The sequence below is a fragment of the Amycolatopsis sp. WQ 127309 genome, from assembly GCF_023023025.1.
Classification (GTDB): domain Bacteria; phylum Actinomycetota; class Actinomycetes; order Mycobacteriales; family Pseudonocardiaceae; genus Amycolatopsis.
The window spans coordinates 3,103,728-3,127,108 of the sequence record NZ_CP095481.1; the positions used below are offsets into that span (position 1 = coordinate 3,103,728).

The following is a 23,381-nucleotide window of genomic DNA, read 5'->3' on the forward strand; positions in this document are numbered from 1 at the left end:
GTGTTGCGGCGGGGTGGCAACGTAATTTCGGCTACAGCACGTAAAAAACGATGCGCCGCGGTCGGGTACGTACACTCGAAGCGTTTACAAATGCACGGTAGGATGAAAATATCTGTTGCGCTCCGTGGTCAAGCTGTCGAATTTGATTGCTCCGAATGGGTTAATTTGTAGATGGTTAGCCTGGATACCTGATCGTGCATGGTTCGTACCCTATTGGGTACAAGACATGACGCAAAGTGCCATATTTCTCGGTGGCCCGAGGACGAATGGCGACACGTCAGTGGTCGCAGGAAATTCTTGGTCGCAAAGAGTGGCAATCTGCAAAATACCTGTGGACAGCTGTCGATTTGTCCACAGGTTATCCACAGTCAGGTGGTGCGTCGGGTTTACCGGTTAACGGTGGTTTCATGCTCGAAGACGGTGCCATGGGGTTCCGGGAGTTGACGGCCCGGTATGACAGCCGGAGTTCAGAGCTGACTGGCACTCGTGCCTTGTCGGTGACGTTGCTCAGCTTCGTTGAGCTGACGACGGACGGTGCCGCGAACTTCGGTGAGTTTCACCTCCCGAGCCAGGCGGCGATCGATGAGGTTGAGCGAACGCTGTGGCTCACGGGCTGCTAGACCTGCACGGGGATAGCCCAAGCCCCTCCAGCAGCGCCCGCGGCACGGTGTTACGCCGTGCCGCGGGCGACGGGGTGGCCCTGGTCTTAGCTGCGTGGGAGTCGGCGGTTGCTGGCCGGGCGAAGCAGCCTGCCGACCCGGCCTTCGAGCTGCCGGACGATCCCCTCCGGTGTGCTCTCGCGCAGGGGGATGACCCAGAGCGTGTCCCAGGTCTTGCCGCGGGAGGGCTTGCGGACGTGCTCACCCGCCCGGGTGTGCGCAGTGCGCCTGGTACTGCCGACGTAGTCGATCACCCCATCGCGGGTGCAGGCGACGTAGATCGCGTTGCGCTCGGCCGGCAGGATGGCCTGGAGGCCACGGGAGAGGTGGAACGGGCGAGGGACCGGGGCCGCCGCGTACCGGCCCGCGGCGCCCCAGGCCGCCAAATACATGTTCGGGTTCACCAGGTCAGGCCGTCCGCGCCGTCGCCGTCTTCGTCGCCCGGCACGCTGGGTTCCGGCATCGGTTCCGGCGCCTGCTCGCGGAAGTAGTCCGCGTGCTTGCGCTTGAGATGCCCGAGCCGGTCACGCTGGTCGCTGAGCAGCTCGATCGCCTCGGTGAGCTCGTCAGCAGGGGTGACGCCCTGCTGCTGGACCTTAGGCAGCTCCTCCAAGGAGTCGAGGTCGGTGGACACACCCTTCGTCAGGTGCTTGACGATCGACTTCAGCAGATCGCTCTCACTGTTCTGCTTTTTTTTGGCCTGCTTGTCGGAGGACGGGAACAGGTCGCGGAGGTTGGCGCTGTCCATGGCCTTCGCCGTCTTGCCGTCCCAGACCGGCTTGTGCGAGTCGGGGTCGCGCTTCACGATCTGGTCCCGGCCGTCACGCAGCGCCTGGATGCCTTCGCCGAGCAGTTCCAGGCCGAGGGGGTCGGTGGCCATGCGGTCGAGCACGTTGTAGTTCCGCCTGGTGGCGTCGTCATCGCCGTAGATGCGCTGCAGGGGACCCAGGATCGCCAGCGCGATGCCGCCCTTGACCGTCAGCTCGATGGTCGCCGGGCCTTGGTCGCCTTCCTCTCCGTCCTGTTCCTTCTTGGCTTCGGCGACCAGGTCGCTGACCTCGGGGTCCCGGTTGGGCCAGCGGACGGGAGCGCCCCAGAACGGCGGGTGGGCGAGCAGCTCATCGAGGGCACTCTCGATGAGCTGCCGACGGCGCGCGTCGGCTTCGTGCACCTGCTCCAGGATCGCGCCGGAGATGACCTTGGCACGCTGGGTCGGCATGAGCTTGCTGAAGCGCAGGACCTCACGGGTGGCCTTGCGCGCGAGCTCGCTGGAGGGGTGCTGATCGTGGAAGAACCGGACCAGCTCAGCGGCCCGGTAGTCGGGGTTGCTGGGCACCCCGAAGCGCCGGTACGCCTCCTCGAACGCCGGGCCCAGCAGGTACTTCTCCCGCTCGGCCAGTTCCCCGTCGTTGTCGAGCTTCCGCAGGACCTCGTCGCGGGTGTCGACCGCGGTGGCGGCCGTGTCCCACTGCTTCGGCCCGCGCTTGTGAGCGTTGCCGATCAGCTGCTGGGTCGCGTCGAGCACGGTCCCTCCGTGCGGGCGGAAGGCGACCAGCGCGCGAGCGGGGGCGACGAGCGCCCGCTGCGCGGCGTAGAGCCGGTTGGCGATCAGGTGGCCGGCGGGCTCATCGCGGAGGTCTTCGAGCTCGTCCCTGAGGTCGCGCTCGGCGACTGCGTCCCGGACCAGCAGGCCGGCGACGCGGCCACGCAGGTACACCCCGAGCCGCTCCAGCCCCGCCCGGCGCTTCGGGGAGAACTGCTCGTCCTTGTGCTTGAGGATGTAGTCGACTGCGTCGGCCAGGAAGCCCTGCTCGATGGTGATCCGGCTGCCGCCGTCGGAGCCGATCCAGACGCTGTCGCTGGTGAGCGTGCCGTTGATCAGCCTGAACCGGGCCGGGGTCAGCAGGACCTGTTCTTCGACACCTTCACGTGCGAGCGCCTCCTTGAGCTGCTTCTGCAGGGCCTCGACGTGGGTCGCGGTGTTATGGGCCGCGCTGAGCAGGGCGTCGAGATTCTGCGCGGTGATCAGCAGCTGGTGCTCACGTTCCGGGTCCGGCTGGACGTCGCGGACCATCCAGGGCATCGGCACGTGGCCGTCGCTGTCGGCGGGCGGGATCGCCAGCTTGGAACGGGCCCGGCTGTTGTGGTAGGCCGCCATCATCCGGGTGACCAGGGCGAGCCCGGTCACGAAGTACAGCGTGCCGGCCTGCACGGACACCGACTGGGGCGCCTGCAGCTGACCAGCGATCTGACCAGGAAAGACCCACGGATAGGCGAGCAGGTCGGCGCTCGCGTCGTCGAACTCCGCGACCACGGTGCCATCGTGCGCCTTAATCCCGTTGCGCTTGATGCTGCGCGCCAGCGCCTTCGTCTGGGCAGCCTTCGGCAGCTCGGGGATTCCGTGAACCAGCGGCTTGATGCCCTGGTCGTCGAACTCGGGGGAAACCATCCCTTTCTCCTTCGTGCTCCACCGCTTGCAGACACGGGGGGTGGAGCTCGTGTCGGGCCCGTCGAGGGGCCGACATGTAAGGAGTCAGCGCCCTTCAGGTCTCGGCCCGGCGGGTCGAGATCCTTCGTGGCGGGCCGGAAGGTACTGGGCTGCGTTTCAGGTTCCCCAAACCAGCGGCTGAGGTCATCTGCACCCACGCAAGCGTGGGCCGCGGCCGGTCACTGCCGGACACCGTCGGCGATAACTGTAGCAGCCGTCACAGCCACTCAGTCGGTGGTGGTTGGCTGCGCTGACCGGAATCCTGGCCTTGCGTAGTTGATCATGGTCTGCCTCGATCCGGTCGACCGTCTCAAATTCCGTCTCAGTTCGCGCCCGTCCGGACCTGTTCAAGCGTGATCGTGTACGCGCGCTGACCTGGCGGTTCGAACGTTCCTGACCGGCTGTGAACGGGCATGCGTAGAACTGAAAAGCGGAAGGTCGCCGGTTCGACCCCGGCCCTGGCCACCGCTCACGAAGACCGTCTCGACTCAGTCGAGGCGGTTTTTTCGTTACCCGGCTTCCTCGACGTGGAAGTACCCGACGGGCTTGGGCCTTCGATGATCACGACCACCGTGCCCGACTGGATCCGCTGGGGGGCCCGATTCTGCCGGAGAAGATCAGCCGCCACCCGCGGCCGACGTCGTCGACCTCCGGCTGCTCGTTAAGCCGAACGAGTGAACCCCGGACGTCCATGTCCGAACGCGGCGAGCGGCGCCGACCCATCGGCGAAGGCAGCCCGAGAACGGGCCGCCGCCCAACACGGGGAGCCGAGATGCGATACCTGCTCACGCTGCACATGAACCCCGCCCTCTGGGGCACCCTGACCGACGACCAGAAGAACGAGGTCTACGGCGGCCACGACGACTTCATCAAGCTGATCACCGAGTCCGGCGAGATGGTCGAGACCAAGGCGCTCGTCGATCCGGCCGGCACCAGGACCGTCCGGGTCGAGAACGGTGTGCCGCGCGTCGAGAACGGCACCTTCGTCGAGTCGGACGCTTTCCTCTGTGGCTACTACGTTGTCGACGTCGAGGGCGAAGAACGGGCCGTCGAGCTGGCTGCGAAGATCCCGGACGCGCAGTACACCGCCGTCGAGGTGCGGAAGGTGATCCACGAGGGTTAGCGGCTGCCGAACAGTTCGTCCGCCGGGATCGGCCGGCCCAGGTGGAATCCCTGCGCCTGGTCGCAGCCGAGCCGGCGGAGCAGCTCCAGCTGCTCCGCGGTTTCGACGCCTTCCGCGATCACGGTCAGGTCGACCGCGTGGGCCATCGCGATGATGCTCGTGACGATCGCCTCGGCGTCGTGGGATTCGGCGATGCCGGTGATGAACGAGCGGTCGATCTTGAGCGTGTCCAGCGTCAGCCGGCGCAGCTGCGCGAGCGACGAATAGCCGGTGCCGAAGTCGTCGATCGCCAGCAGCACGCCCAGGGATCGCAGTGCTGCCAACACTTCCCCGGCCGCTTCCTGGTCGCGCATCAACGCGCTTTCGGTGACCTCCAGGCAGAGCGCGCCCGCGGGCAGCCCGGTGCTCGCGAGCGCGTCCTGGACCGCGGGCACCAGGTGCGGGTCGTCGAGCTGCCGCGTCGAAAGGTTCACCTTCAGCGTCAGGTCCAAGCCCTGGTTGGCGCGACGCCAGGCGAGCTCGCGGGTGGTGGCGCGCAGCATCTCCTTGCCGATCACGTTGATCAGGTCGCTCTCCTCGGCCAGCGGGATGAACTCCGCCGGGGAGATCGGGCCGAGCCGCGGGTGTGTCCAGCGCAGCAACGCTTCCACCGCCACCATTTCGCCGGTCTTCAGGTCGACCACCGGCTGGTACGCGGGCCAGAGCTGACCTTCGTGGACCGCGTCGCGCAGGTCCTGTTCCATCCGCAGCCGGCGCTGCATCCGCTCGCGCAGGCCGACGTCGAAGAAGTGGTGCCGGCCTCGGCCGAGCGTTTTCGCTTGGTACATCGCGACATCCGCGTCGCGCAGCAGGTCCTCGGCGCTGCGCTGGTCGGCGCCGTCGACGAGCACGACGCCGATGCTGGCGTCGAGGTGCAGCTGCCGGCCGAGCACGCCGATCGGCTCGGCAAGCGCGGCCCGCAGGTGCTCGGCCAGCGCGCGGACCTCACCGGGCTCGGTGACCTCGTCGGTCACGATGACGAACTCGTCGCCGCCGAGCCGTCCGACCAGGTCGGCGCGGCCCGACGAGCGCCGCAGCCGCTCGCCGACGATCCGCAGCACCTGGTCGCCGACCGAGTGCCCGAGGGAGTCGTTGATGACCTTGAACTTGTCGAGGTCGAGGAACAGCACGGTCGCCGGGCCGCGGCGGCCCCGGACGTCGAGGCGGTCGAGCACCAGCGTCCGGTTCGCCAGCCGGGTCAGCGGGTCGTGGGTGGCGTCGTGCGCGAGCCGGGCGCTGATCGCGCGGGTCTCGCTGATGTCGGTGAACGACGTGACGACCGCGGCCGCCGCCGGGTCGTCCGGGTCGAGCAGCCGGGAGGTCAGCGACACCCAGACGTCGCGGCCGTCCGGCCGGCGCAGGCGCACGACAAGGCCGTTGTAGCTGACCCCGGTCCGCCGGGTCCGCACCGACGGCATCTCGTCCGGCGGGATCCACTGCCCGGATTCGGTGAACAGCACCAGCGAGTGGCACGGGACGCCGATGAGGTCGGCTTCGGCGGCGCCGAGGATCCGGCACGCCGCCGGGTTCGCCGCTTCGACGAGCCCGGTCGGCCCCATGAGCAGCACGCCTTCGTCGAGCGACGCGACGACCGTGCGGTAGTTCTGCTCGGCCCGCCGGCGCGCGGTTTCGTCGGCGCAGACGAGCACCCAGCCGTCGTTCATCTCAGCTGCCGAAACGCGGACCGTCAGCGGTGCCCCGTCGCGTCGCCGGTGGACGGCTTCGGCGACACCACCGCGGCGCAGCTCCAGCGGCGCGCCGACCAGCTCGCTCGCCCGGCGTCCGACGGCTTCGGCCGCGGTCCACCCGTACACCGTCTCGGCGGCCGGGTTCCAGCTGGTCACGACACCTTCACCGGTGGTCGCGATCAAGGCGTCGCTGACGTGCGACACGAGCGCGGCCTGGTAGCGGAGGGCGTCGGCGGCCGCCTTCTTCGCGGTGATGTCACGCATGACGACCTGGTAGCCGGGCCCGGCCGTGCGCACGGTCTGCGCCTCGACGGCGAACTTGCTGCCGTCCAGCCGGGACATCAGGGCTTCGACGGGCTCGGTGGCGGCGCCGGGCCCGGTCAGCAGCGTGAGTTTCTCCAGCAGCGCGGGCCGGGAGTCCTCGGTGACGAAGTCGGTGAACGGGCGGCCGACGACCTCGTCGGCGGAGCAGGCGGCGAGCGCGTCCAAGGCGGCACGGTTGGCGTAGGTGACGACGCCGTTCTCGTGCACGCAGATCGCGTCCGGACTCAGCTCGACCAGCTCGGCGAGGGAGTCTGCCTCCATGTGCGTCCGTCCCCCATGCTGCTCGGCTGTGGCCCGTCGATTACACCACCGACTCCGGCCTCTGCATACCCGCCGGAATACGCGTCCGGCCTGCGGATGCGCGGCGCAACCGCGGGCCCCAGAACAGCAGCCCGAAGTGCGCGGCGAACGCGTGGCCGAGCAGCGTGACGACCGAGTCGAGGGTCGTGGGGTCGTCGCTGAGGTAGATCACCGCGACGAACGCCTCCATCGCGGCCAGCGCGAGGAGCCGGGTGCGGCCGCGGAGCAGGAACACCAGGGCGCCGGCCGTGGTGAAGAAGCCGTAGCTGACGCCGATGTCGAGCCAGTGCCCGGCCGAGCTCGGCAGGACGTGCGCGCTGATCAACCCCATCACCGGCAGTTCGGTGACGAGCGTGGCGAGCACGTGACCGGAGAAGAACACGGTGGCCACGCGGCGGATGCCGAACCGGCGTTCCAGCGGCGCGACGGCGATCGCGAAGATGAGGACGTAGACGAGCCAGCCTTCGTCCGCCAGCCAGAGGGCGCTGGTCAGCAGCGAGGTCAGCGGCCGGCGCCACAGGTTGTGGGCGTCGGTGCTGGACAGCCGGAGGAGCCGGTCGGTCAGGTCCGTGTCGGCGAACCGCAGCAGCAGGGTCGTGCCGAGCAGGAGGACGAGATAGCCGAAGGTGAACGGCGTCGCTCGCGGGTTCGGGATGAACCGGACGAACTGTCGCCAGTTGCGCCGCGCCGGACCCGCGAGGTCGAGGACCCGCGGTTCGGCTTTCAGCAGCATGGTTTCAGCTTCGCCGGGCATGCTGGGATTCTCCCCAACCGCAGCTGTGAAACCCCTGTGGATAGTCACTGACCGTCAGATCACACAGCACGTAACGAATTTTTGCCGGTACCTCACCCGTTCGGGTGCTTTGTGCGGTAAAAATACGGCCGTGAACGACGAGGTATCGGTCGCCGAGCTGCTCGTGCGCGAGGGTTGGGGCGACCGGCCGGTGCAGTCTCGGTGGCGGGTGGTCGCGGTGATGCTCGCCGTCGTCATCGGCTGCGGGGCCGCCGCGGTGCTGGTCGCGTTCAGCAGCGGTCAGGTGCGCCAGGACGCCGCGCCGGTCGACGAGATCCAGGTCGTCCCGATGCCGCAGCGCACCACCGGCCTCGGCGGCGCGGGCCAGGCGACGGACTCGCCGAACGACGGCGGGGTCGGCGGCGGCACCGGCGGCGACGTCGTCCCCGGCACGCACGAGGGCACCGTCACCGAGGTGCCGGGCCGGCCGTCGGACACCGAGAGCAGCACCGAATCCGCGACGGCGACCACCGCGCCGACCGCCGGCGCGCCGGGCTCCACGACCGCCCCGACCACGACGACGACACCGGTCAGTGGTCAGCAGCAGCCGCCGCCACCGCCGACGACGTCGACTTCGCCGCCGCACCAGGTCACGTGCATCCTGATCATCTGCTGGTGATCAGGCGAGCTGCTCGCCGAGGTCGCTGAAGTCGGACGTGTTCCAGCGTTCCGGGCGCATCACGATGGCGATGTTGTTGCCGTGGCTGGCGTCGGTCGCGTCCGTGTAGGCCTCGCTGATGCCCGGCGGCAGGTAGCGGGCCGCCACCTCGTGCCGTTCCGCCTTGGTCATCGGCCACGTCTTGACGACCGGGCCCTCGACCGAGACGTACTTGTAGACGCCGTCCTGCTCCTGCACGCACAGCGCGAACCGGCCGGCTTCCTCGATCAGCCGCGTCTTGCGCAGCCCGGGTGACGTCATCACCATGACGTCTCCGCCCGGCTCGTAGCGGTACCAGATCGGCGTGGTCAGCGGCGCGCGTCCGGGTTCGGCGGCGACGCTCAGCACGCCGACGCGCGGCTCGGCGAGGAACGCTTCCCGCTCTTCACGGGTCATCTTGCGGGCCATGGTCTCGCTCCTTAAGGCAATTTGATTTGCCTTAAAGGTACGCAGACGCGGCTCGCTAAAGCAAGTACCTTTGCTTTAGGATGGGATCATGACCCGACCCGGCGGCCGCAGCGCCCGCGTCCGCGACGCGGTGCACGACGCCGTCGTCGAGCTGCTCGCTGCGGGCGAGACCGACACCACGGTCCCGAAGATCGCCGAGCGGGCGGGCGTCAACCCGACCAGCATCTACCGCCGCTGGGGCAACCTCGACAACCTGCTGCTCGACGCCGCCGTGACGCGCCTGCGCGAGACGTCGCCGATCCCGGACACCGGCTCGCTGCGCGGCGACCTGACGGGCTGGGCGGCCGGCGTCGAACGCGCGATGCGCGACCGGCACGGCCAGATCCTGCTGCGCGCGCTCGTCGCGACGATGGCCCCGGAACGCGAACCGGTCGAATACCTCCGAGCCCGCGGCGACGACCTGCAGCAGGCCCTCGACGCGGCCACGGCGCGCGGCGAGGCGGTGCCGTCGGTGCAGGACGTCCTCGACCACGTCCTGGCCCCGCTCTACCTGCGCGTCCTGTTCCGGCTCCCGGTCGAGCCGGGCGCCGGCGCCGAATTCGTCGAACGGTTGCTCAAGACCCTTTGAGCAGGTCCGGTTCCTCGCGTCGGCCGAGGTGGTTGAAGAGCAGGTTCAGCACGAACGCCAGTACCGCTGTCACCGTGATCGAGCTGCCGCCGATCGTCTGCAGCCAGGCCGGGAAGTGCTGGAAGATCTTCGGCGCGAACGCCGGCAGCAGGCCGACGCCCAAGGCCACCGCCACGACGAAAGTGTTGTGGTTGCCGGAGAACTCCACCGTTCGGAGGTTCTGGGCGCCGACCGCGGCGACCATCGCGAACATCACCACCGCGACCCCGCCGACCACCGGCTGCGGGATCGCCGCGATGAACGCGCCGATCTTCGGGACCAGGCCCATCAGCACCAGGATCCCGCCGGTCACCGCGACCACCCAGCGGCTGCGCACGCCGGTCATCCGCACCAGACCGACGTTCTGCGCGAAAGCCGTGTCGGGGAAGGAGTTCATCACGCCGCCGAGCACGGCCGAGAAGCCGTCGGTGGCCAGGCCGCGCGCGAGGTCGGAGTCCGTCGGCGGCCGCCCGGTGATCTCGCCGACGGCGATCATGTCGGCGGTCGACTCGGTGAACGTCACCAGCATGACCACGCACATCGACAGGACCGCGGCGACCGGGAACGTCGGCGCGCCGAAGTGGAACGGCGCCGCGAGCCCGAACCAGCCGGCCGCGCTCAGCCCGTCCCAGTGCACCAGCCCCAGCGGGATCGCGACGACCAGCCCGATCGCCAGGGCCAGCAGCGGTCCGATCTGGTTGGCGAAGCCGCGCAGCACCCGCGTGAACAACACGAGCAGCGCGAGCACGCCGAACGCGAGCAGGATGTGCGACAGGGCCGCGTAGTCCGGCGCGGTCGGATCGTTGCCCGCGATCAGCCCGGCGCCCGGGCCGAGCAGCGAGACGCCGATGACGAGCAGCAGCGTCCCGGTGACCAGCGGTGGGAAGAACCGGATCAGCTTCGCGAACGGCTTCGCGATGAGCAGTCCGAACACACCGGACGCCATCATCGCGCCGTAGACCGCGGGCAGGCCGTACTGCGACGCGATGAGGATCATCGGGTTGACGACACTGAACGTCGCGCCCGCCACCACCGGCAGCCGGATGCCGAGGAGCTTCCCGATGCCGATCGACTGGATCAGCGTGGCGATGCCCGCGACCAGCAGGTCGGCGTTCACCAGCAGCCCGATCGTCGCCGGGTCGAGCTTGAGCGCGCTGCCGACGATCAGCGGCACCGCGACCGCACCGGCGTACATGATCGACATGTGCTGCAGCCCGAGCAGCGCCAAGCGGCCGGCGGGCAGGCCCTGGTCTACCGGGTGGACCTCGGGTTTCGTCATGAACAGCCCCCTTTTGCCGTGCCAGCCAACGCGCTTCGGATGACGGTAGCAAGACGCCGCCGTGATGATCGTGTTTCCGGGGTGCGGCGGATCGGGCCGCGATGTGTGACCATCGGTGCATGACATCGGGCGGTATTTCCCAGGTGGGCCCGCCGTTTCGCGCCGATCACGTCGGGAGCCTCCTGCGGCCCCCGGTGCTGCGCGACGCGCGACGGCGGCACGAAAGCGGTGAGATCGGCGCGGAGCAGCTCCGCGCGGTCGAAGACGACGCGATCCGTGACGTGATCAAGATGCAGCGAGCGGCCGGGCTGAGCTCGGCCACCGACGGCGAGTTCCGCCGGGCCTCGTGGCACATGGACTTCATCTACGCACTCGGCGGCATCTCCAAGAGCGACGAACGGCTGCACGTCAAGTTCCACAACCTGGCGGGCGACCTCGAGTTCAGCCCGCCGGGCCTGCAGGTCGACGGCAAGGTCCGGCTCGAGGAGCCGATCTTCGCCGACCACTTCCGGTTCCTGCAGTCCCATGTGGACGCCGGCGTGACGCCGAAGCTGACCATCCCGTCGCCGAGCATGGTCTACTACCGCGGCGGCCGGGCGGCGGTCAGCGAGACCGTCTACCCGGAGCTGGAAGAGTTCTTCACCGACCTCAGCGCGGCGTACTCCGCGCAGGTCACCGCGATGGCCGGCCTCGGCTGCCGCTACCTGCAGCTCGACGACACGAGTCTCGCGTACCTGAACGACCCGGCGCAGCGCGAGCTCGTCCAGCGGATGGGCGGCGACCCGGACACCCAGCACCTGCGCAACATCGCGACGATCAACGCGGCGCTGGAGGGCCGGCCGGACGACCTGACGGTGACGACTCACCTGTGCCGCGGGAACTTCCGCTCCTCGTGGGCCGCTTCCGGGAGCTACGAGTTCGTCGCGGAAGCCGTGTTCGGCGAGCTGGCCGTCGACGGGTTCTTCCTGGAGTACGACGACGAACGCTCCGGTGGTTTCGAGCCCCTGCGGTTCGTGCCGAAGGACAAGAAGGTCGTGCTCGGCCTGGTCACCACCAAACGCCCGGAGCTGGAGGACCCGGACGTCCTGGTGCGGCGGATCGAGGAGGCGTCGCGGTACGTCGACGTCGACCGGCTCTGCCTGTCGGGGCAGTGCGGGTTCTCCTCGACGGAGGAAGGCAACGACCTCACCGTGGACGACCAGCTGCGGAAGCTGGAGCTGATCGTGAAGACGGCCGACCGCGTCTGGGGCAGCCACTGATGATCACCTGCGTCGTCGACTACGTCATCGACCCCGCGAAACTGCCCGACTTCGAACGGTTCGCCGCCGCGTGGATGCGTTTGGTACAGCGAGAAGGCGGCGTCCACCACGGCTACTTCCTGCCGTCGGAAGGGGCGAGCGACGAAGCGCGCGCGTTGTTCAGCTTCGAGAGCTTCGCCGCGTACGAGCAGTACCGAACGCTGTTCGGCGTCGACCCGGACTTCATCGAGGCCGACAAGATCCGCGAGGAAAGCGGTTGCGTGGTGCGCTACCGCCGATCGTTCATGCGACCGCTGCTCCCGGACGACGACCTCTGAGGTGGGTCGCCCCGGGCCTGCACCCGGGGCGACCCGCTGGCGTGTCGTTCAAGTACTACGAGACGGTCAAGGCGTCGGCGAACGGCTACTGCGTCCAGTACGTGGGCGACATCAACTGCCGCCGAAGTCGTTGGCGCAGGCCGCACCGCCCGCACGCGCCGTACCTGCGCACGGTTTGGCCGCGGGTTGCGGGTCACCCCGTTGGTGCGAAGACTGATCCCCATGCGACACAGCGCGCAGCGGCCGCCGTCGGTGGTTGATCGTGTCCTCGATCTGCTCGGCGCGTTCTCCGCCGAGCGGCCGCAGCTCACGCTGTCCGAGCTGAGCCGCCGCGTCGGGTTGCCGTTGTCCACCACGCATCGGCTGGCCGGTGAGCTGACCCGGCGTGGTGCGCTCGTCCGTGACGAAGCGGGCGCGTTCCGCGTCGGGCTTTGGCTGTGGGAGGTCGCCTCGCTCGCGCCGCACGGGGCCGAACTCCGGGAGAGCGCGATGCCGTTCCTGGAGGACCTTTACGAGGCCACGCACCAGAACGTGCAGCTCGCGGTGCTCGACGGGCCGGAGGTCGTCTACGTCGAGCGCATCTCCGGCCGCGGTGCGGTCAACGTCCTGACGCGGGTCGGTGGCCGGCTGCCGGCGCACGCGACTGGCGTCGGCCAGGTGCTGCTCGCGCACGCGCCGGCCGACGTCCAAGCGGAGGTCGTCGAGGGTCCGCTGAAGGTGTTCACAACCAAGACGATCAGCTCGGAAGGTGAGCTGCGTCGCGTGCTCGCGGACGTCCGGCGCAACGGGTACGCCATCAGCGACGGCCAGATCGAGCTGATCGCCCTCTCGGTGGCGGCGCCGGTCTTCGGCGCCGACGACGAGGTGGCGGCGGCGATTTCGGTGGTCGTGCCGGCGGAGGGCACCGACCCGAGAACGCTGGTCCCGGCGGTGCGCGCGGCGGCGAGGGGGATCTCGCGGGTCCTCGGCGCCCCGCGCGCGCTGCGCACCAGCGGCGAACCCCACTGATCGACTCCTCGACGAGCCGAGCGGGTTGTGCTCAGATGAAACCATGGGTGAGCAGGGAGTGGGCACGGTTCTCGTCGTCGGCGCCGGGCAGAGCGGGTTCCAGGCCGCGGCATCGCTGCGCGACCGGGGTTTCGACGGCCGGGTCGTGCTGGTCGGGGACGAACCCGGCGTGCCGTACCAGCGGCCGCCGCTGTCGAAGGCCTACCTGGCCGGGACCGCCGGGCTCGAGCAGCTGCACCTGCGCGGCGAGGACTTCTTCGCCGAGAAGGGCATCGAACTCGTCGACGCGCGCGTCAAGTCGATCGACCGGGCCGCGAACCGCGTCCACTTCGACGACGACGAGGAGCTGGCCTACGACCACCTCGTCCTGGCCACCGGCGCGCGCAACCGGGCGTTGCCGGTGCCCGGCGCGGACCTGCCGGGCGTGCTGGCCCTGCGCACGCGCGACGACGCCGACCGGCTCCGCGCGTCGCTGTCCGACGCTCAGGACGTCGTCGTGGTCGGCGGTGGCTTCATCGGGCTCGAGTTCGCGTCCCACGCCGGCCGGCCGGTGACAGTCGTCGAGGCGCAGGACCGGCTGCTCAACCGCGTCGCGTCGCCCGAGATCTCCGGGTACTTCGCCGAACTGCACCGCGAGGCCGGGCACACGGTCCTGCTCGGCCAAGGCGTCTCCGCGCTGCACGGCGACTCGCGGGTGCGCGAGGTCGAGCTGTCCGACGGCACGCGGCTGCCCGCCGACCTCGTCGTGATCGCCGTCGGCGTCGTGCCGGAAACCGCGCTCGCCGAGGCCGCCGGGCTGGACATCGCGAACGGCGTGGTCGTCGACGCGCACCTGCGCACGGCCGACCCGCGGATCTTCGCGATCGGCGACTGCGCGAACTTCCCGTGCGTGCAGGCGGGCGCGGCGACCCGGCTGGAGTCGGTGCAGAACGCCGTCGACCAGGCCCGGTGCGTGGCCGCGGCGCTGACCGGCGCCGAAGAGCCGTACGCGAGCCTGCCGTGGTTCTGGACCGACCAGTCGGGCGCGAAGCTGCAGATCGCCGGGATCCTCGACCGCGCCGACCGGACGGTCGTGGCGGGTGATCGCGAGGCGGGCAAGTTCTCGGTGCTGTCGTTCCGCGATGACGTCCTCATCGCGGTCGAGTCGGTGAACCGCCCGGCCGACCACATCGCCGCACGGCGGCTGTTCACCGCCGACCCGCACCCGGCGTACGCGGACCTCGAAGCGAGCGGGTTCGATCTGAAGGCGCACCTGAAGGCGCGCGTCGCCTGAGATCGTCAACTCGTGGTTGACGCATCTGATGCGTCAACCTACAGTTGACGGCATGAACCTGCCTGACCACTCCGTCAAACTCGACGACCTCATCACCGCCATCAAGAGCAACAACGACCAGGACGCGCTCGCCCAGCTCTCTGACGCCGTCTACATGGGCGAGCACCTCGGCGACGTCGCCGACCACCTCATCGGCCACTTCGTCGACCAGGCCCGCCGCTCCGGCGCGTCCTGGACCGAGATCGGCAAGAGCATGGGCGTCACCAAGCAGGCCGCGCAGAAGCGGTTCGTGCCGAAGGTGGACCCGGGTGGTGACGTCTCCGGCGCGATCGAGCGCGTCTACGGCCGCTACACCGACCGCGCGCGGCACGTGATCGTCGCCGCGCAGAAGGCGGCCATCGACCACCGCAGCCCGGCGATCGACACCGTGCACCTCGTGCTGGGCCTGCTCACCGAGCCCGCGGCGCTCGCGGCGGGCGCGATCCTCGCCCAGGGCGTCACGCTGGAGACCGTCCAGGAGACGGCCGAAGCCCAGCTGCCCGAGCCGGCCGGCGAGGTGCCGAGCCCGATGCCGTTCAGCCCCGGGGGGAAGAAGGCCCTGGAGCTGACCCTGCGCGAAGGGCTGCGGCTGGGGCACAACTACATCGGCACCGAGCACATCCTGCTGGCGCTGCTGGAGCAGGGCGAAGGCGTCGGCTTCCAGGTGCTCGACGGCCTGGGGATCAAGAAGGACAAGGCGGAGGCGAAGATCGTCGCGGTCCTGACGGAGATCCTCGCCGCGCGAGGCCAGTGAAGCTGCTCTTGCTGGCCGCGCTGCTAGCGCTGGCCTTGGTGACGCTGCTCTGATCGGGATGGACCAGGGGGTCTTCCCGCTCAGGCACCCCGGAAAGCCGTGAAGGCCTCCTTACCGGCCATAAGAGCCGGTAAGGAGGCCTTCACGGCTTTGAACTCAGGCGTCGGACTCCGGGCGGCCGTCCTCGGCCCACGCGGTGTGGAACGAGCCGTCGCGGTCGACGCGGCGGTACGTGTGCGCCCCGAAGAAGTCGCGCTGGCCCTGCACCAGGGCCGCCGGGAGGCGGTCGGCGCGCAGGCCGTCGTAGTACGCCAGCGCCGTCGAGAAGCCCGGCGTCGGGATGCCCAGCTTGACCGCCGTCGAGATCACCGAACGCCACGAGTCCTGCGCGTCCTCGACGGCCTTGCGGAAGCCGCCCGAGGTGAGCAGGGTCGGCAGGCCCGGCTCTTCGGCGTAGGCCGCGGTGATGTCGTTGAGGAACTTCGCGCGGATGATGCAGCCGCCGCGCCAGATCGAGGCGACCTTGCCGAGGTCGATGTCCCAGCCGTACTCGGTCGCGCCGGCCTGGATCTGGTTGAAGCCCTGCGCGTACGCGACGACCTTCGACGCGTACAGCGCCTGCTCGACGTCGTCGGCGAAGCGCTCCAGCGACGAGCCGGTCAGCGGCGAGCGCGCCGGGCCGCCCAGGCCGCGAGCGGCCGAACGCAGCGACGTCGAGCCGGACAGCGAACGCGCGAAGACGGCTTCGGCGATGCCCGAGATCGGGACGCCGAGGTCGAGGCCGATCTGCACGGTCCAGCGGCCGGTGCCCTTCTGCTCGGCGGCGTCCGCGACGACGTCGACGAACGGCTTGCCGGACGACTTGTCGACGTGCGCCAGCACCTGGGCGGTGATCTCGATCAGGTACGAGTCGAGCCGGCCGGTGTTCCAGGTCCGGAACACGTCGGCGATCTCCGCGGGGGAGTAGCCGCCCGCGCCGCGCAGCAGGTCGAACGACTCCGCGATCAGCTGCATGTCGGCGTACTCGATGCCGTTGTGCACCATCTTCACGAAGTGGCCGGCGCCGTCGGCGCCGATGTGCGTGCAGCACGGCTCGCCGTCGACCTTCGCCGAGATGTCCTCGAACAGCGGGCCGAGGGACTCGTAGGACTCCTTCGAGCCGCCGGGCATGATGCTCGGCCCGTGCAGCGCGCCTTCCTCGCCGCCGGAGACGCCGCTGCCGACGAAGTGCAGCCCGCGCTCGCGCAGGGCCTTCTCACGACGTCGGGTGTCGGCGAAGTGCGCGTTGCCGGCGTCGATGATCACGTCGCCGTCTTCCAGCAGCGGCGCGAACTCGTCGATGACGGCGTCGGTCGGGCCGCCCGCCTTGACCATGATCACGACCTGCCGGGGCCGCTCCAGCGCGTCGACGAACTCCTGCGCGGAGTACGCCGGGATGAAGTCGCCTTCGTCGCCGAACTGGTCCACCAGCGTGCGGGTCCGCTCCTCGGACCGGTTGTGCAGGGCCACCGTGTGGCCGTGCCGCGCCAGGTTCCGGGCCAGGTTGCGGCCCATGACCGCCAGGCCGGTGACCCCGATGCTCGCCTTCTTGCTCATCCGCATCCTTCCGAAGACTCTCTCGATTCAGACCCTAGTCCGATCGACGCCTCAAGGGAGGTCACGGCGATGGGGGCCACTCAGTTCAGGAAAAACACCGGATCGGCTCGCCGTTGAACGCGACCATGTCCATCACGGCCGCGACCAGGTCGATCTGCGCGCCCCACTCGGCGCCGTCCAGCTCGGCGTACGCCCGGTGCAGGTTGCCCGGCAGCCGCTCCTGCTCGGTCAGGCCCGCGAACTCGCCGAGGTCGGTGTCCTTGGCCAGCTCCAGCGGCCCCAGCCCGGCGGCCTTCCCGCGCTCCGCCGTCCGCTGGACGAAGGCCAGGTAGCCGTCCACTGTGTCCACGACGTCCAGGCCGCACGCGGGGCCGTGGCCGGGCAGGATCACTTCGGGTTCCAGCTCCCGGATGACGTCGAGGGCCTTGCGCCAGCCGGCCACCGAGCCCATCAGCGCGAACGGGCTGCCGCCGTTGAACACCAGGTCACCGGCGTAGAGGACACGCTGCTCGGGCAGCCAGACGAGCACGTCGTTGGTCGTGTGGGCCGCGTGGCCGGGGTGGATCAGCTCGATCGTGACGTCGCCGGCGTGCACGGTCAGCCGGTCGTCGAAGACGACCTCGGGCGGGCGCGACCGCAGCTCGCCCCAGTCGCTGCCGGTGAAGATGCCGTCGAACGTCTGGATGCCCTCGGCGACCATCAGCTCGCGGGTCTTGCGGTGCCCGATGATCGTGGCGCCCTCGACCAGGTAGTTGCCGTTGGTGTGGTCGCCGTGGTGGTGGGTGTTCACCAGCGTCGTCACCGGGCGGCCGGTGGCGCCCTCGACGGCGGCGAGCAGCGCGCGCGTGCGGCGTTCGGTCGAGCAGGTGTCGATCAGCACGGTGTGGTCACCGGCTGCGACGAACCCGCAGTTGTTGATGTACCAGGAGCCGTCCGGCTGGACGTACCCGTGGACCTGGTCGGCCAGCCGGGTGACGGCGGCAGCGGCGGGAGAACGATCGGTCACGCGCACCAGTCTGCCCGAGAACCGGCTCCGCCGGTTGGCGGAATAATTCGTAATTTCGCTGGTCCAGGCGAGTGACAACCCAGGTGGCTGGCGTTCCGCGACATTTCCTGGAACGCTGCGCGATGTCATCATCGAGATCCGCAGGGCAAGCACTAACCTGGGTGAGTTCGATAGTTCGCGTGTGATGACGGCTCCGGATACGGGCTGTCATCGCTTGATAGTGGTCCGGGAGAGCAGGGCGATGGCCAGCACCGTCACCTCGCGCCGGAAGCAGCTCGGGAACGAGCTCCGGCACGCCCGCACCGCGGCGCGGATGACACAGCAGCAGGTCGCCGAGGTTCTCGGCTGCACCCAGGGCAAGGTCAACAAGATCGAGTCCGGTGCCGTCGGGGTCAAGCTCGGGGATGTGCGATCGATGCTGAACGCGTTCGGGATCAACGGCGAAGAGGCCGACACGCTGATGAACCTGGCGCGCGCGGCCGCCGGGCAGCGCGGCCACTGGTCCGGCTACCGCTCCGTGGTGCCGCACTGGTTCCGCACCTTCACGGACCTGGAACCCGCCGCCGCGGAGATCCTCACCTGGCACGGCGAGCGCATCCCCGGCCCGCTGCAGTCCGAGCACTACATGCTCAAGCAGTTCACCGAGTTCGGCGCCACCGACGTGACGTCGCTGGTGCGCAACCGGCTCGACCGCAAAGCCGTGTTCGAACAGCAGCAGCCGCCGTACTACCGGTTCATCATCAGCGAAGGCGCGCTGCGCCGGGCGCCCGGCGGGTCCGCGCCCGCGGTGATGCTGGACCAGGTCGAGCACCTGCTCTCGCTCGAGCGGCACCCGCGGGTCTACGTCCACGTGCTGCCCTTCGGCGCGCGGCTGGCCGCGGTGCCCAACGACTTCACGATCATGCGCTTCCCGGACCGCACCCGGGACTTCGTCTACATCGAGCACTCCGCGGGCGGGCTGTACCTCGACGACGTCAAGGACTTCAACATCTTCGTCGACTCGTGGGACAGGCTGCGCGGAGCCGCGCTGGAGCGGCAGGAGACCCGGCAGTTCCTCAAGGAGCTCGCTGAGGGTTACCGCGCGCAGATGCAGCAGAGCCAATAGGGCGAACGGCCCCGCGAGGCGGCCAAGTGGTGAACAACTTTCGGTAGAGTGCTGCTGTTGCGCCCGAACCCACCACCGGCTGCGTCATCCGAAGGGGACATCGTGGACCCCGACTTCCTCCCCGACGCCGTCGACCTGGAACGGCCGAACGTGGCGAGGATCTACGACTGGGCGCTCGGCGGCACCGCCAACTGGGCGGTCGACCGGCAGTTCGGCGAGCTGGCCCTGCAGGCGTTCCCGCTGGCGCGCGCCCTCGCGCGGGGCAACCGCGACTTCCTCGGCCGCGCCGTCCGCTACTGCCTTTCCCAGGGCATCACGCAGTTCCTGGACCTCGGCTCCGGCATCCCGACCGCGGGCAACGTGCACGAGGTGGCCGACGACCACGTCGACGACAGCCGGTGCGTGTACGTCGACAACGAGCCGGTGGCCGTCGCGCACGGGCGGATCCTGCTGGAGGAGGCCGGTGACGTCGGCCGCCACGCCGTCCTGCACGCCGACCTGCGGGACGCGCAGGACGTCTGGGCGGCCGCGCTGGCCACCGGCGTGCTCGACCCGGACGAGCCGATCTGCCTGCTCAGCGTGGCCGTGCTGCACTTCCTGCCCGACGCCGGCGGCGTGCGCGAGGCGATCCGCGACTACCGGAAGCTGCTCGCGCCGGGATCGGCGTACGTGCTGTCGCACGCGACCGAATCCGGCGTCGGCGGCACGGAGCTGGAACAGATCAGGCGGCTCGTGAAGCTGTCGGAGCGGTCGAGCTCGCCCGCGGTTTCCCGCTCGCTCGACGAGATCGCCGCGTTCTTCGGTACCTTCGACGTGGTCGAGCCGGGAATCGTGCCTGTGGGAGAGTGGCGCCCTGACCCCGGCGCCGCCACGGTCCCCCTCGCGAGCGTGGTCGGCGGTGTCGGCCGCAAGCCTGGAGGACGGAACGCATGACGACGCAGGATCCCGAAGCCCCCGAAGGCGTCGACCTCGACCGGCCGAACGCGGCCCGGATCTACGACTGGTTCCTCGGCGGCGACGCCAACTGGGCCATCGACCGGCAGTTCGGTGAGCAGGCGGTCAAGACCTTCCCGATGATCCGGACGGTCGCCCGCGTCGGCCGGGACTTCCTCGGCCGCGGCGTGCGCTACCTGGCGCGCAACGGGATCGACCAGTTCCTCGACCTCGGCTCCGGCGTCCCGACGGTCGGCAACGTGCACGAGGTCGCGGCCGAGGTGAACCCGGACGCGCGGTGCGTGTACGTCGACAACGAGCCGGTCGCCGTCGCCCACTCGCAGATCCTGCTGGAGAAGGAAGGCGTCGCGAGCCGGCACGCGGTGCTGCAGGGCGACCTGCGCGACCCGGCCGACATCTGGAAGCGCGCGCTCGACACCGGCGTCCTCGACCCGAACCGGCCGATCGGGCTGATCATCGTCGGCGTCCTGTACTTCCTCGGCAAGGACGAGCCGGTGGCCGAGACCATCCAGAAGTACCTGTCGCTGCTGCCGTCCGGCTCGTACTTCCTGTCCTCGCACCTGACCACCGAGGGCCTCGACGCGCTGGCCGACTCCGACAGCCGGGCGTCGATCGTGGAGCAGTACAACAAGTCGAGCACCCCGCTGTACCTGCGCAGCAAGGCGGAGTTCACGACGTTCTTCGACGGCTTGGAGCTCGTCGAGCCGGGCATCGTCTACCTGCCGGAGTGGCACCCGGAGGAGATCGAGTCCCGGGCGACGAAGAAGCTCGCGAACGACCCGGCGTTCAGCGGCCACATCTGCGGCCTCGGCCGCAAGCCGTGAGCGTGACGGCCGCCGCCTACGACGCGATGGCCGTCCGGTACGCCGAGTTCGTCCGTGAGGTCTGGGACGCTTCGCCGTTGGACAACGCCGCCCTGGCCGCGTTCGCCGACCACGTGCGGGGCGCCGGGCTCGTCGCCGACCTCGGCTGCGGGCCCGGCCACCTCACAGCGCACCTCCGGGACAGCGGCGTGGACGTCTTCGGCGTCGACCTGTCGCCGGCGATGATCGAGCTGGCCCGGGCGGCCGCGCCCGATCTGCGGTTCGAGGTCGGTTCGATGGCGGCGCTGGACGTCCCGGACGCCTCGCTCGCCGGGATCCTGACGTGGTATTCGATGATCCACACCCCGCCCGAAGAGGTGCCGGGGTACTTCGCCGAATTCACCCGGACGTTGGCGCCGGGTGGTCACGTTCTGTTGGGCTGCTTCGAATCCGACGGCGAGCCGCTGACGGTGTTCGACCACGCGGTCACCCCGGCCTACCGATGGCCGCTCGACGACTTGGCCGCGCTGGCCCTCGCGGCCGGGTTGACCGAGCTCGGCCGGATGTACCGCGAGCCGGGTGAAGGCGAGCGTTTCCGCCGCGGCGCGCTCTTGCTGCGGAAACCGTAGCCCGCAACGGCGAAAAGCCGTGAAGGCCTCCTTACCGGCTCTTATGGCCGGTAAGGAGGCTCGGAGTCATGGGGTCGTTGCAACACCACCTCGATGAAAGGTGGAGTTGCCGATGGTTCGAGCGCATCGCTGGCTGCCCAGGTCAGTGCAGCTGGAGTTCTGGGACCACATCCGGGCAGGAAAGGCGGCGAAGCCGGCCGCGCGAGCGGCCGGCTTCGCCCCCGCCACCGGAGTCCGGCTGTTCCGCCACGCTGGCGGGGTGAGCAGCAACGCACCCACCCGCCCCGGTCCGCTCCGGTTGAGCATCACTGAGCGGGACGAGATCGCCTGCCTGACCGCCGCAGGTCACGGGCCCCGCGCGATCGGCAGGATGATCGGCCGGTCGGCTTCGACGGTGTCGCGGGAGCTGGCCCGCAACACCGGCCTGACCGGGAACTACCGGCCCAGCAGCGCCCAGCACCGCGCCGAACACCGCGCGAAACGACCCAAGACCGCGAAGCTGGCCGCTGATCCGGTACTGCGGGCGGTGGTGCAGGCCGGGCTGAACCGCAAGTGGTCACCACGGCAGATCTCCGAAAGACTGGCCCTGGACTTCCCCGACCGGCCGGAGATGCGGGTGTCACACGAAACGATCTACCAATCACTGTACGTCCAAAGCCGCGGAGCGTTGCGCCGGGAACTGACCGCGGCGCTGCGGACCGGACGAGCACTGCGGATGCCGAGACGGCAAACCCAGGCCCGCCGGGAACGACCGTCGGGCCGGATCCAGGACATGGTCAACATCAGCGAACGTCCCGCCGAGGCCGCCGACCGGGCAGTCCCGGGGCACTGGGAAGGTGACCTGATCCTGGGCAAAGACAACCGGTCGGCGATCGGGACGCTGGTGGAGCGTTCGACCCGGTTTGTGATGTTGCTGCACCTGCCCGACGGGCGAGACGCAGCCACCGTCGCCGCGGCGATGACCGAGATGATCGCGACGTTGCCGCCGTTGCTGCTGGGGTCGCTGACCTGGGATCAGGGCAAGGAGATGGCGCATCACCGGACGATCACCCTGGCCACGGGGCTGGATATCTATTTTTGCGATCCGCATTCGCCGTGGCAGCGGGGGTCCAACGAGAACACCAACGGTCTGCTCCGGCAGTACTTTCCGAAAGGCACCGACCTGTCTCAGCACACAGCTGAGGACCTGGCGGAGGTCGCGGCTGAGCTGAACGGGCGACCGCGGGAGACCCTCGGCTGGCGAACACCAGCCGAGGTCCTCACGAAGCTACTGTTGGATCAACCAACGACAGGTGTTGCAACCACCGCGTGAATCCGCCAGGCCTTCACGGCTTTCAGGCCCTGCAACGGCGAGAGCCCCGGTTCGTCGTGAACCGGGGCTCCTTCATGATGTGGTGGTGGAACGCAGTCAGGCGCGCGAGCCGATCCGGCCGCGCAGCAGCGGGGCCAGGTCGATCGCGGTCTCCAGCGGGCGCGTCGTGCGCACGCCGTCGGAGTGCCGGGCCGGGACGTCGAGGTCCGTGGCCCAGGTGGTGGTCTTGCGCAGCGGCGCCTGGATCAGGCTGAAACCGAAGCGGTTCCGCAGTTCGGTCGCGATCCCTCGGCGGCCGCGGTGTTCTTCTTCACGTCGTAAGAGCGAGTTCAACCGGACGGCCATCGTCTACACCCCCAGCTCTCGTCGCGGTGACCTGGCGGGTTCGCCGGTGGTCAGTCCGAGACAGGGTTCACAAGGCATGCCGACCCCGGGGGCCAGCCATTCGACATCGGTGCGGGAAAGCGCTTCCCCGCACTTGGTACGGATCAGCGCACTCGTGGCCGCGGTGGCCTCCACGCCGAAGACGTGGACCACCCGGCGGGCTTCACCGGCGGTTCCCTTGGCGAGCCTGCCCACGACGACGACGCCTGGTGGGGCACTGTCCTCGACGATCACGCTGGTCCTCCCCCATGAGGTACTGCGTTGGTGGATGGTGTGCTGTGCGCGGCCGGCGCGGCGATCGTGCCGCCCGCCGCATGCGGGTTGTCGTTCACCGACAGCGCCGCCCCCGGCCGATGCGATTAATCCTACTCCTGGAATAATCTTCATGTCGAGGCCGGAGCTAGTTGATCACCCGCTTGGCCCTGCACTCTGCTCCATTGAGACACTGAGTAGCCGGGAGCGGGTACCTTCGACCAGGTTGCGGCCGCGCCCCCCATCGATCCACGGAGGTACGAC

24 protein-coding genes are annotated in these 23,381 nt (G+C 69.4%); 14 read left to right on the top strand and 10 right to left on the bottom strand.

What is annotated here, in order from left to right:
• The first annotated feature begins 266 nt into the window (after positions 1-266).
• Positions 267-620 carry a hypothetical protein gene (locus tag MUY22_RS14380; protein ID WP_247060173.1) on the top strand — a complete coding sequence of 118 codons (354 nt, stop codon included), beginning with the start codon at positions 267-269 and terminating at the stop codon, positions 618-620.
• An 86-nt stretch (positions 621-706) separates the two neighbouring features.
• Here the strand turns inward: MUY22_RS14380 and MUY22_RS14385 are convergent, their stop codons facing one another.
• Together MUY22_RS14385 and MUY22_RS14390 are read right to left on the bottom strand one after the other, a co-directional pair.
• A complete protein-coding gene (locus MUY22_RS14385; protein ID WP_247060174.1) occupies positions 707-1,063 on the bottom strand; it encodes a hypothetical protein in 357 nt (118 codons plus the stop codon).
• Positions 1,060-3,108: a hypothetical protein gene (locus MUY22_RS14390; RefSeq protein ID WP_247060175.1), complete on the bottom strand. Its 2,049-nt coding sequence runs from the start codon at positions 3,106-3,108 to the stop codon at positions 1,060-1,062. Before MUY22_RS14390 ends, MUY22_RS14385 begins: the two co-directional genes overlap by 4 nt.
• An 811-nt stretch (positions 3,109-3,919) precedes the next feature.
• Here MUY22_RS14390 and MUY22_RS14395 point away from each other — a divergent pair.
• Positions 3,920-4,270 carry a YciI family protein gene (locus MUY22_RS14395; protein ID WP_247060176.1) on the top strand — a complete coding sequence of 117 codons (351 nt, stop codon included), beginning with the start codon at positions 3,920-3,922 and terminating at the stop codon, positions 4,268-4,270.
• On the opposite strand, the gene MUY22_RS14400 is transcribed toward MUY22_RS14395, so the two are convergent.
• Positions 4,267-6,582: an EAL domain-containing protein gene (locus MUY22_RS14400; protein ID WP_247060177.1), complete on the bottom strand. Its 2,316-nt coding sequence runs from the start codon at positions 6,580-6,582 to the stop codon at positions 4,267-4,269. The genes MUY22_RS14395 and MUY22_RS14400 overlap by 4 nt on opposite strands.
• Positions 6,583-6,622: 40 nt before the next feature.
• Positions 6,623-7,375, bottom strand: coding sequence for a rhomboid-like protein (locus MUY22_RS14405; RefSeq protein WP_247060178.1), 753 nt, complete (start codon positions 7,373-7,375; stop codon positions 6,623-6,625).
• Positions 7,376-7,505: 130 nt separating this feature from the next.
• Here MUY22_RS14405 and MUY22_RS14410 point away from each other — a divergent pair, with 130 nt between their 5' ends.
• Complete coding sequence (locus tag MUY22_RS14410) at positions 7,506-8,033, top strand: hypothetical protein (RefSeq protein WP_247060179.1); 528 nt, start codon at positions 7,506-7,508, stop codon at positions 8,031-8,033.
• Here MUY22_RS14410 and MUY22_RS14415 read toward each other — a convergent pair whose 3' ends face one another.
• Positions 8,034-8,480 carry a pyridoxamine 5'-phosphate oxidase family protein gene (locus MUY22_RS14415; RefSeq protein WP_247060180.1) on the bottom strand — a complete coding sequence of 149 codons (447 nt, stop codon included), beginning with the start codon at positions 8,478-8,480 and terminating at the stop codon, positions 8,034-8,036.
• Positions 8,481-8,568: 88 nt separating this feature from the next.
• On the opposite strand from MUY22_RS14415, the gene MUY22_RS14420 reads away from it, so the two are divergent.
• Positions 8,569-9,108, top strand: a complete 540-nt coding sequence (locus MUY22_RS14420; protein ID WP_247060181.1) for a TetR/AcrR family transcriptional regulator — start codon at positions 8,569-8,571, stop codon at positions 9,106-9,108.
• On the opposite strand, the gene MUY22_RS14425 is transcribed toward MUY22_RS14420, so the two are convergent.
• Positions 9,095-10,426 carry a nucleobase:cation symporter-2 family protein gene (locus tag MUY22_RS14425; RefSeq protein ID WP_247060182.1) on the bottom strand — a complete coding sequence of 444 codons (1,332 nt, stop codon included), beginning with the start codon at positions 10,424-10,426 and terminating at the stop codon, positions 9,095-9,097. The two genes, MUY22_RS14420 and MUY22_RS14425, sit on opposite strands and share 14 nt — an antisense overlap.
• A 119-nt stretch (positions 10,427-10,545) precedes the next feature.
• On the opposite strand from MUY22_RS14425, the gene MUY22_RS14430 reads away from it, so the two are divergent.
• The 5 genes from MUY22_RS14430 to MUY22_RS14450 all read left to right on the top strand — a co-directional run bounded on the left by MUY22_RS14430 (position 10,546) and on the right by MUY22_RS14450 (position 15,076).
• Positions 10,546-11,685, top strand: a complete 1,140-nt coding sequence (locus MUY22_RS14430; RefSeq protein WP_247060183.1) for a 5-methyltetrahydropteroyltriglutamate--homocysteine S-methyltransferase — start codon at positions 10,546-10,548, stop codon at positions 11,683-11,685.
• A complete protein-coding gene (locus MUY22_RS14435; protein ID WP_247060184.1) occupies positions 11,685-12,002 on the top strand; it encodes an NIPSNAP family protein in 318 nt (105 codons plus the stop codon). The genes MUY22_RS14430 and MUY22_RS14435 overlap by 1 nt, the downstream gene beginning before the upstream one ends.
• A 222-nt stretch (positions 12,003-12,224) precedes the next feature.
• Positions 12,225-13,010, top strand: coding sequence for an IclR family transcriptional regulator (locus MUY22_RS14440; protein ID WP_247060185.1), 786 nt, complete (start codon positions 12,225-12,227; stop codon positions 13,008-13,010).
• Positions 13,011-13,068: 58 nt separating this feature from the next.
• The gene (locus MUY22_RS14445; RefSeq protein WP_247063885.1) at positions 13,069-14,283 is read left to right on the top strand and encodes an NAD(P)/FAD-dependent oxidoreductase; all 1,215 of its coding nucleotides are present in this window, start codon (positions 13,069-13,071) and stop codon (positions 14,281-14,283) included.
• 52 nt (positions 14,284-14,335) lie between these two features.
• Positions 14,336-15,076 carry a Clp protease N-terminal domain-containing protein gene (locus MUY22_RS14450; protein ID WP_247060187.1) on the top strand — a complete coding sequence of 247 codons (741 nt, stop codon included), beginning with the start codon at positions 14,336-14,338 and terminating at the stop codon, positions 15,074-15,076.
• Positions 15,077-15,232: 156 nt separating this feature from the next.
• Here the strand turns inward: MUY22_RS14450 and gndA are convergent, their stop codons facing one another.
• Together gndA and MUY22_RS14460 are read right to left on the bottom strand one after the other, a co-directional pair.
• Positions 15,233-16,672, bottom strand: coding sequence for an NADP-dependent phosphogluconate dehydrogenase (gene gndA, locus MUY22_RS14455; RefSeq protein ID WP_247060189.1), 1,440 nt, complete (start codon positions 16,670-16,672; stop codon positions 15,233-15,235).
• A gap of 85 nt (positions 16,673-16,757) precedes the next feature.
• A complete protein-coding gene (locus MUY22_RS14460) occupies positions 16,758-17,678 on the bottom strand; it encodes an MBL fold metallo-hydrolase (RefSeq protein ID WP_247060190.1) in 921 nt (306 codons plus the stop codon).
• Positions 17,679-17,919: 241 nt separating this feature from the next.
• Here MUY22_RS14460 and MUY22_RS14465 point away from each other — a divergent pair, with 241 nt between their 5' ends.
• From MUY22_RS14465 to MUY22_RS14485, 5 genes are all read left to right on the top strand, one after another.
• Positions 17,920-18,783: a helix-turn-helix transcriptional regulator gene (locus MUY22_RS14465; protein ID WP_247060191.1), complete on the top strand. Its 864-nt coding sequence runs from the start codon at positions 17,920-17,922 to the stop codon at positions 18,781-18,783.
• A gap of 102 nt (positions 18,784-18,885) precedes the next feature.
• The gene (locus tag MUY22_RS14470) at positions 18,886-19,716 is read left to right on the top strand and encodes an SAM-dependent methyltransferase (RefSeq protein WP_371827615.1); all 831 of its coding nucleotides are present in this window, start codon (positions 18,886-18,888) and stop codon (positions 19,714-19,716) included.
• Complete coding sequence (locus MUY22_RS14475; RefSeq protein ID WP_371827616.1) at positions 19,713-20,561, top strand: SAM-dependent methyltransferase; 849 nt, start codon at positions 19,713-19,715, stop codon at positions 20,559-20,561. Before MUY22_RS14470 ends, MUY22_RS14475 begins: the two co-directional genes overlap by 4 nt.
• A gap of 2 nt (positions 20,562-20,563) precedes the next feature.
• Entirely contained in the window at positions 20,564-21,169 is a 606-nt protein-coding gene (locus MUY22_RS14480; RefSeq protein ID WP_247063889.1) for a class I SAM-dependent methyltransferase, read from the top strand.
• A gap of 112 nt (positions 21,170-21,281) precedes the next feature.
• Complete coding sequence (locus MUY22_RS14485) at positions 21,282-22,481, top strand: IS30 family transposase (protein ID WP_247059359.1); 1,200 nt, start codon at positions 21,282-21,284, stop codon at positions 22,479-22,481.
• 96 nt (positions 22,482-22,577) lie between these two features.
• On the opposite strand, the gene MUY22_RS14490 is transcribed toward MUY22_RS14485, so the two are convergent.
• Positions 22,578-22,826 (bottom strand): hypothetical protein, encoded by a 249-nt coding sequence (locus MUY22_RS14490; protein WP_247060192.1) that lies wholly within the window; start codon positions 22,824-22,826, stop codon positions 22,578-22,580.
• 3 nt (positions 22,827-22,829) lie between these two features.
• Positions 22,830-23,099, bottom strand: coding sequence for a hypothetical protein (locus tag MUY22_RS14495; RefSeq protein WP_247060193.1), 270 nt, complete (start codon positions 23,097-23,099; stop codon positions 22,830-22,832).
• Positions 23,100-23,381 lie beyond the last annotated feature (282 nt).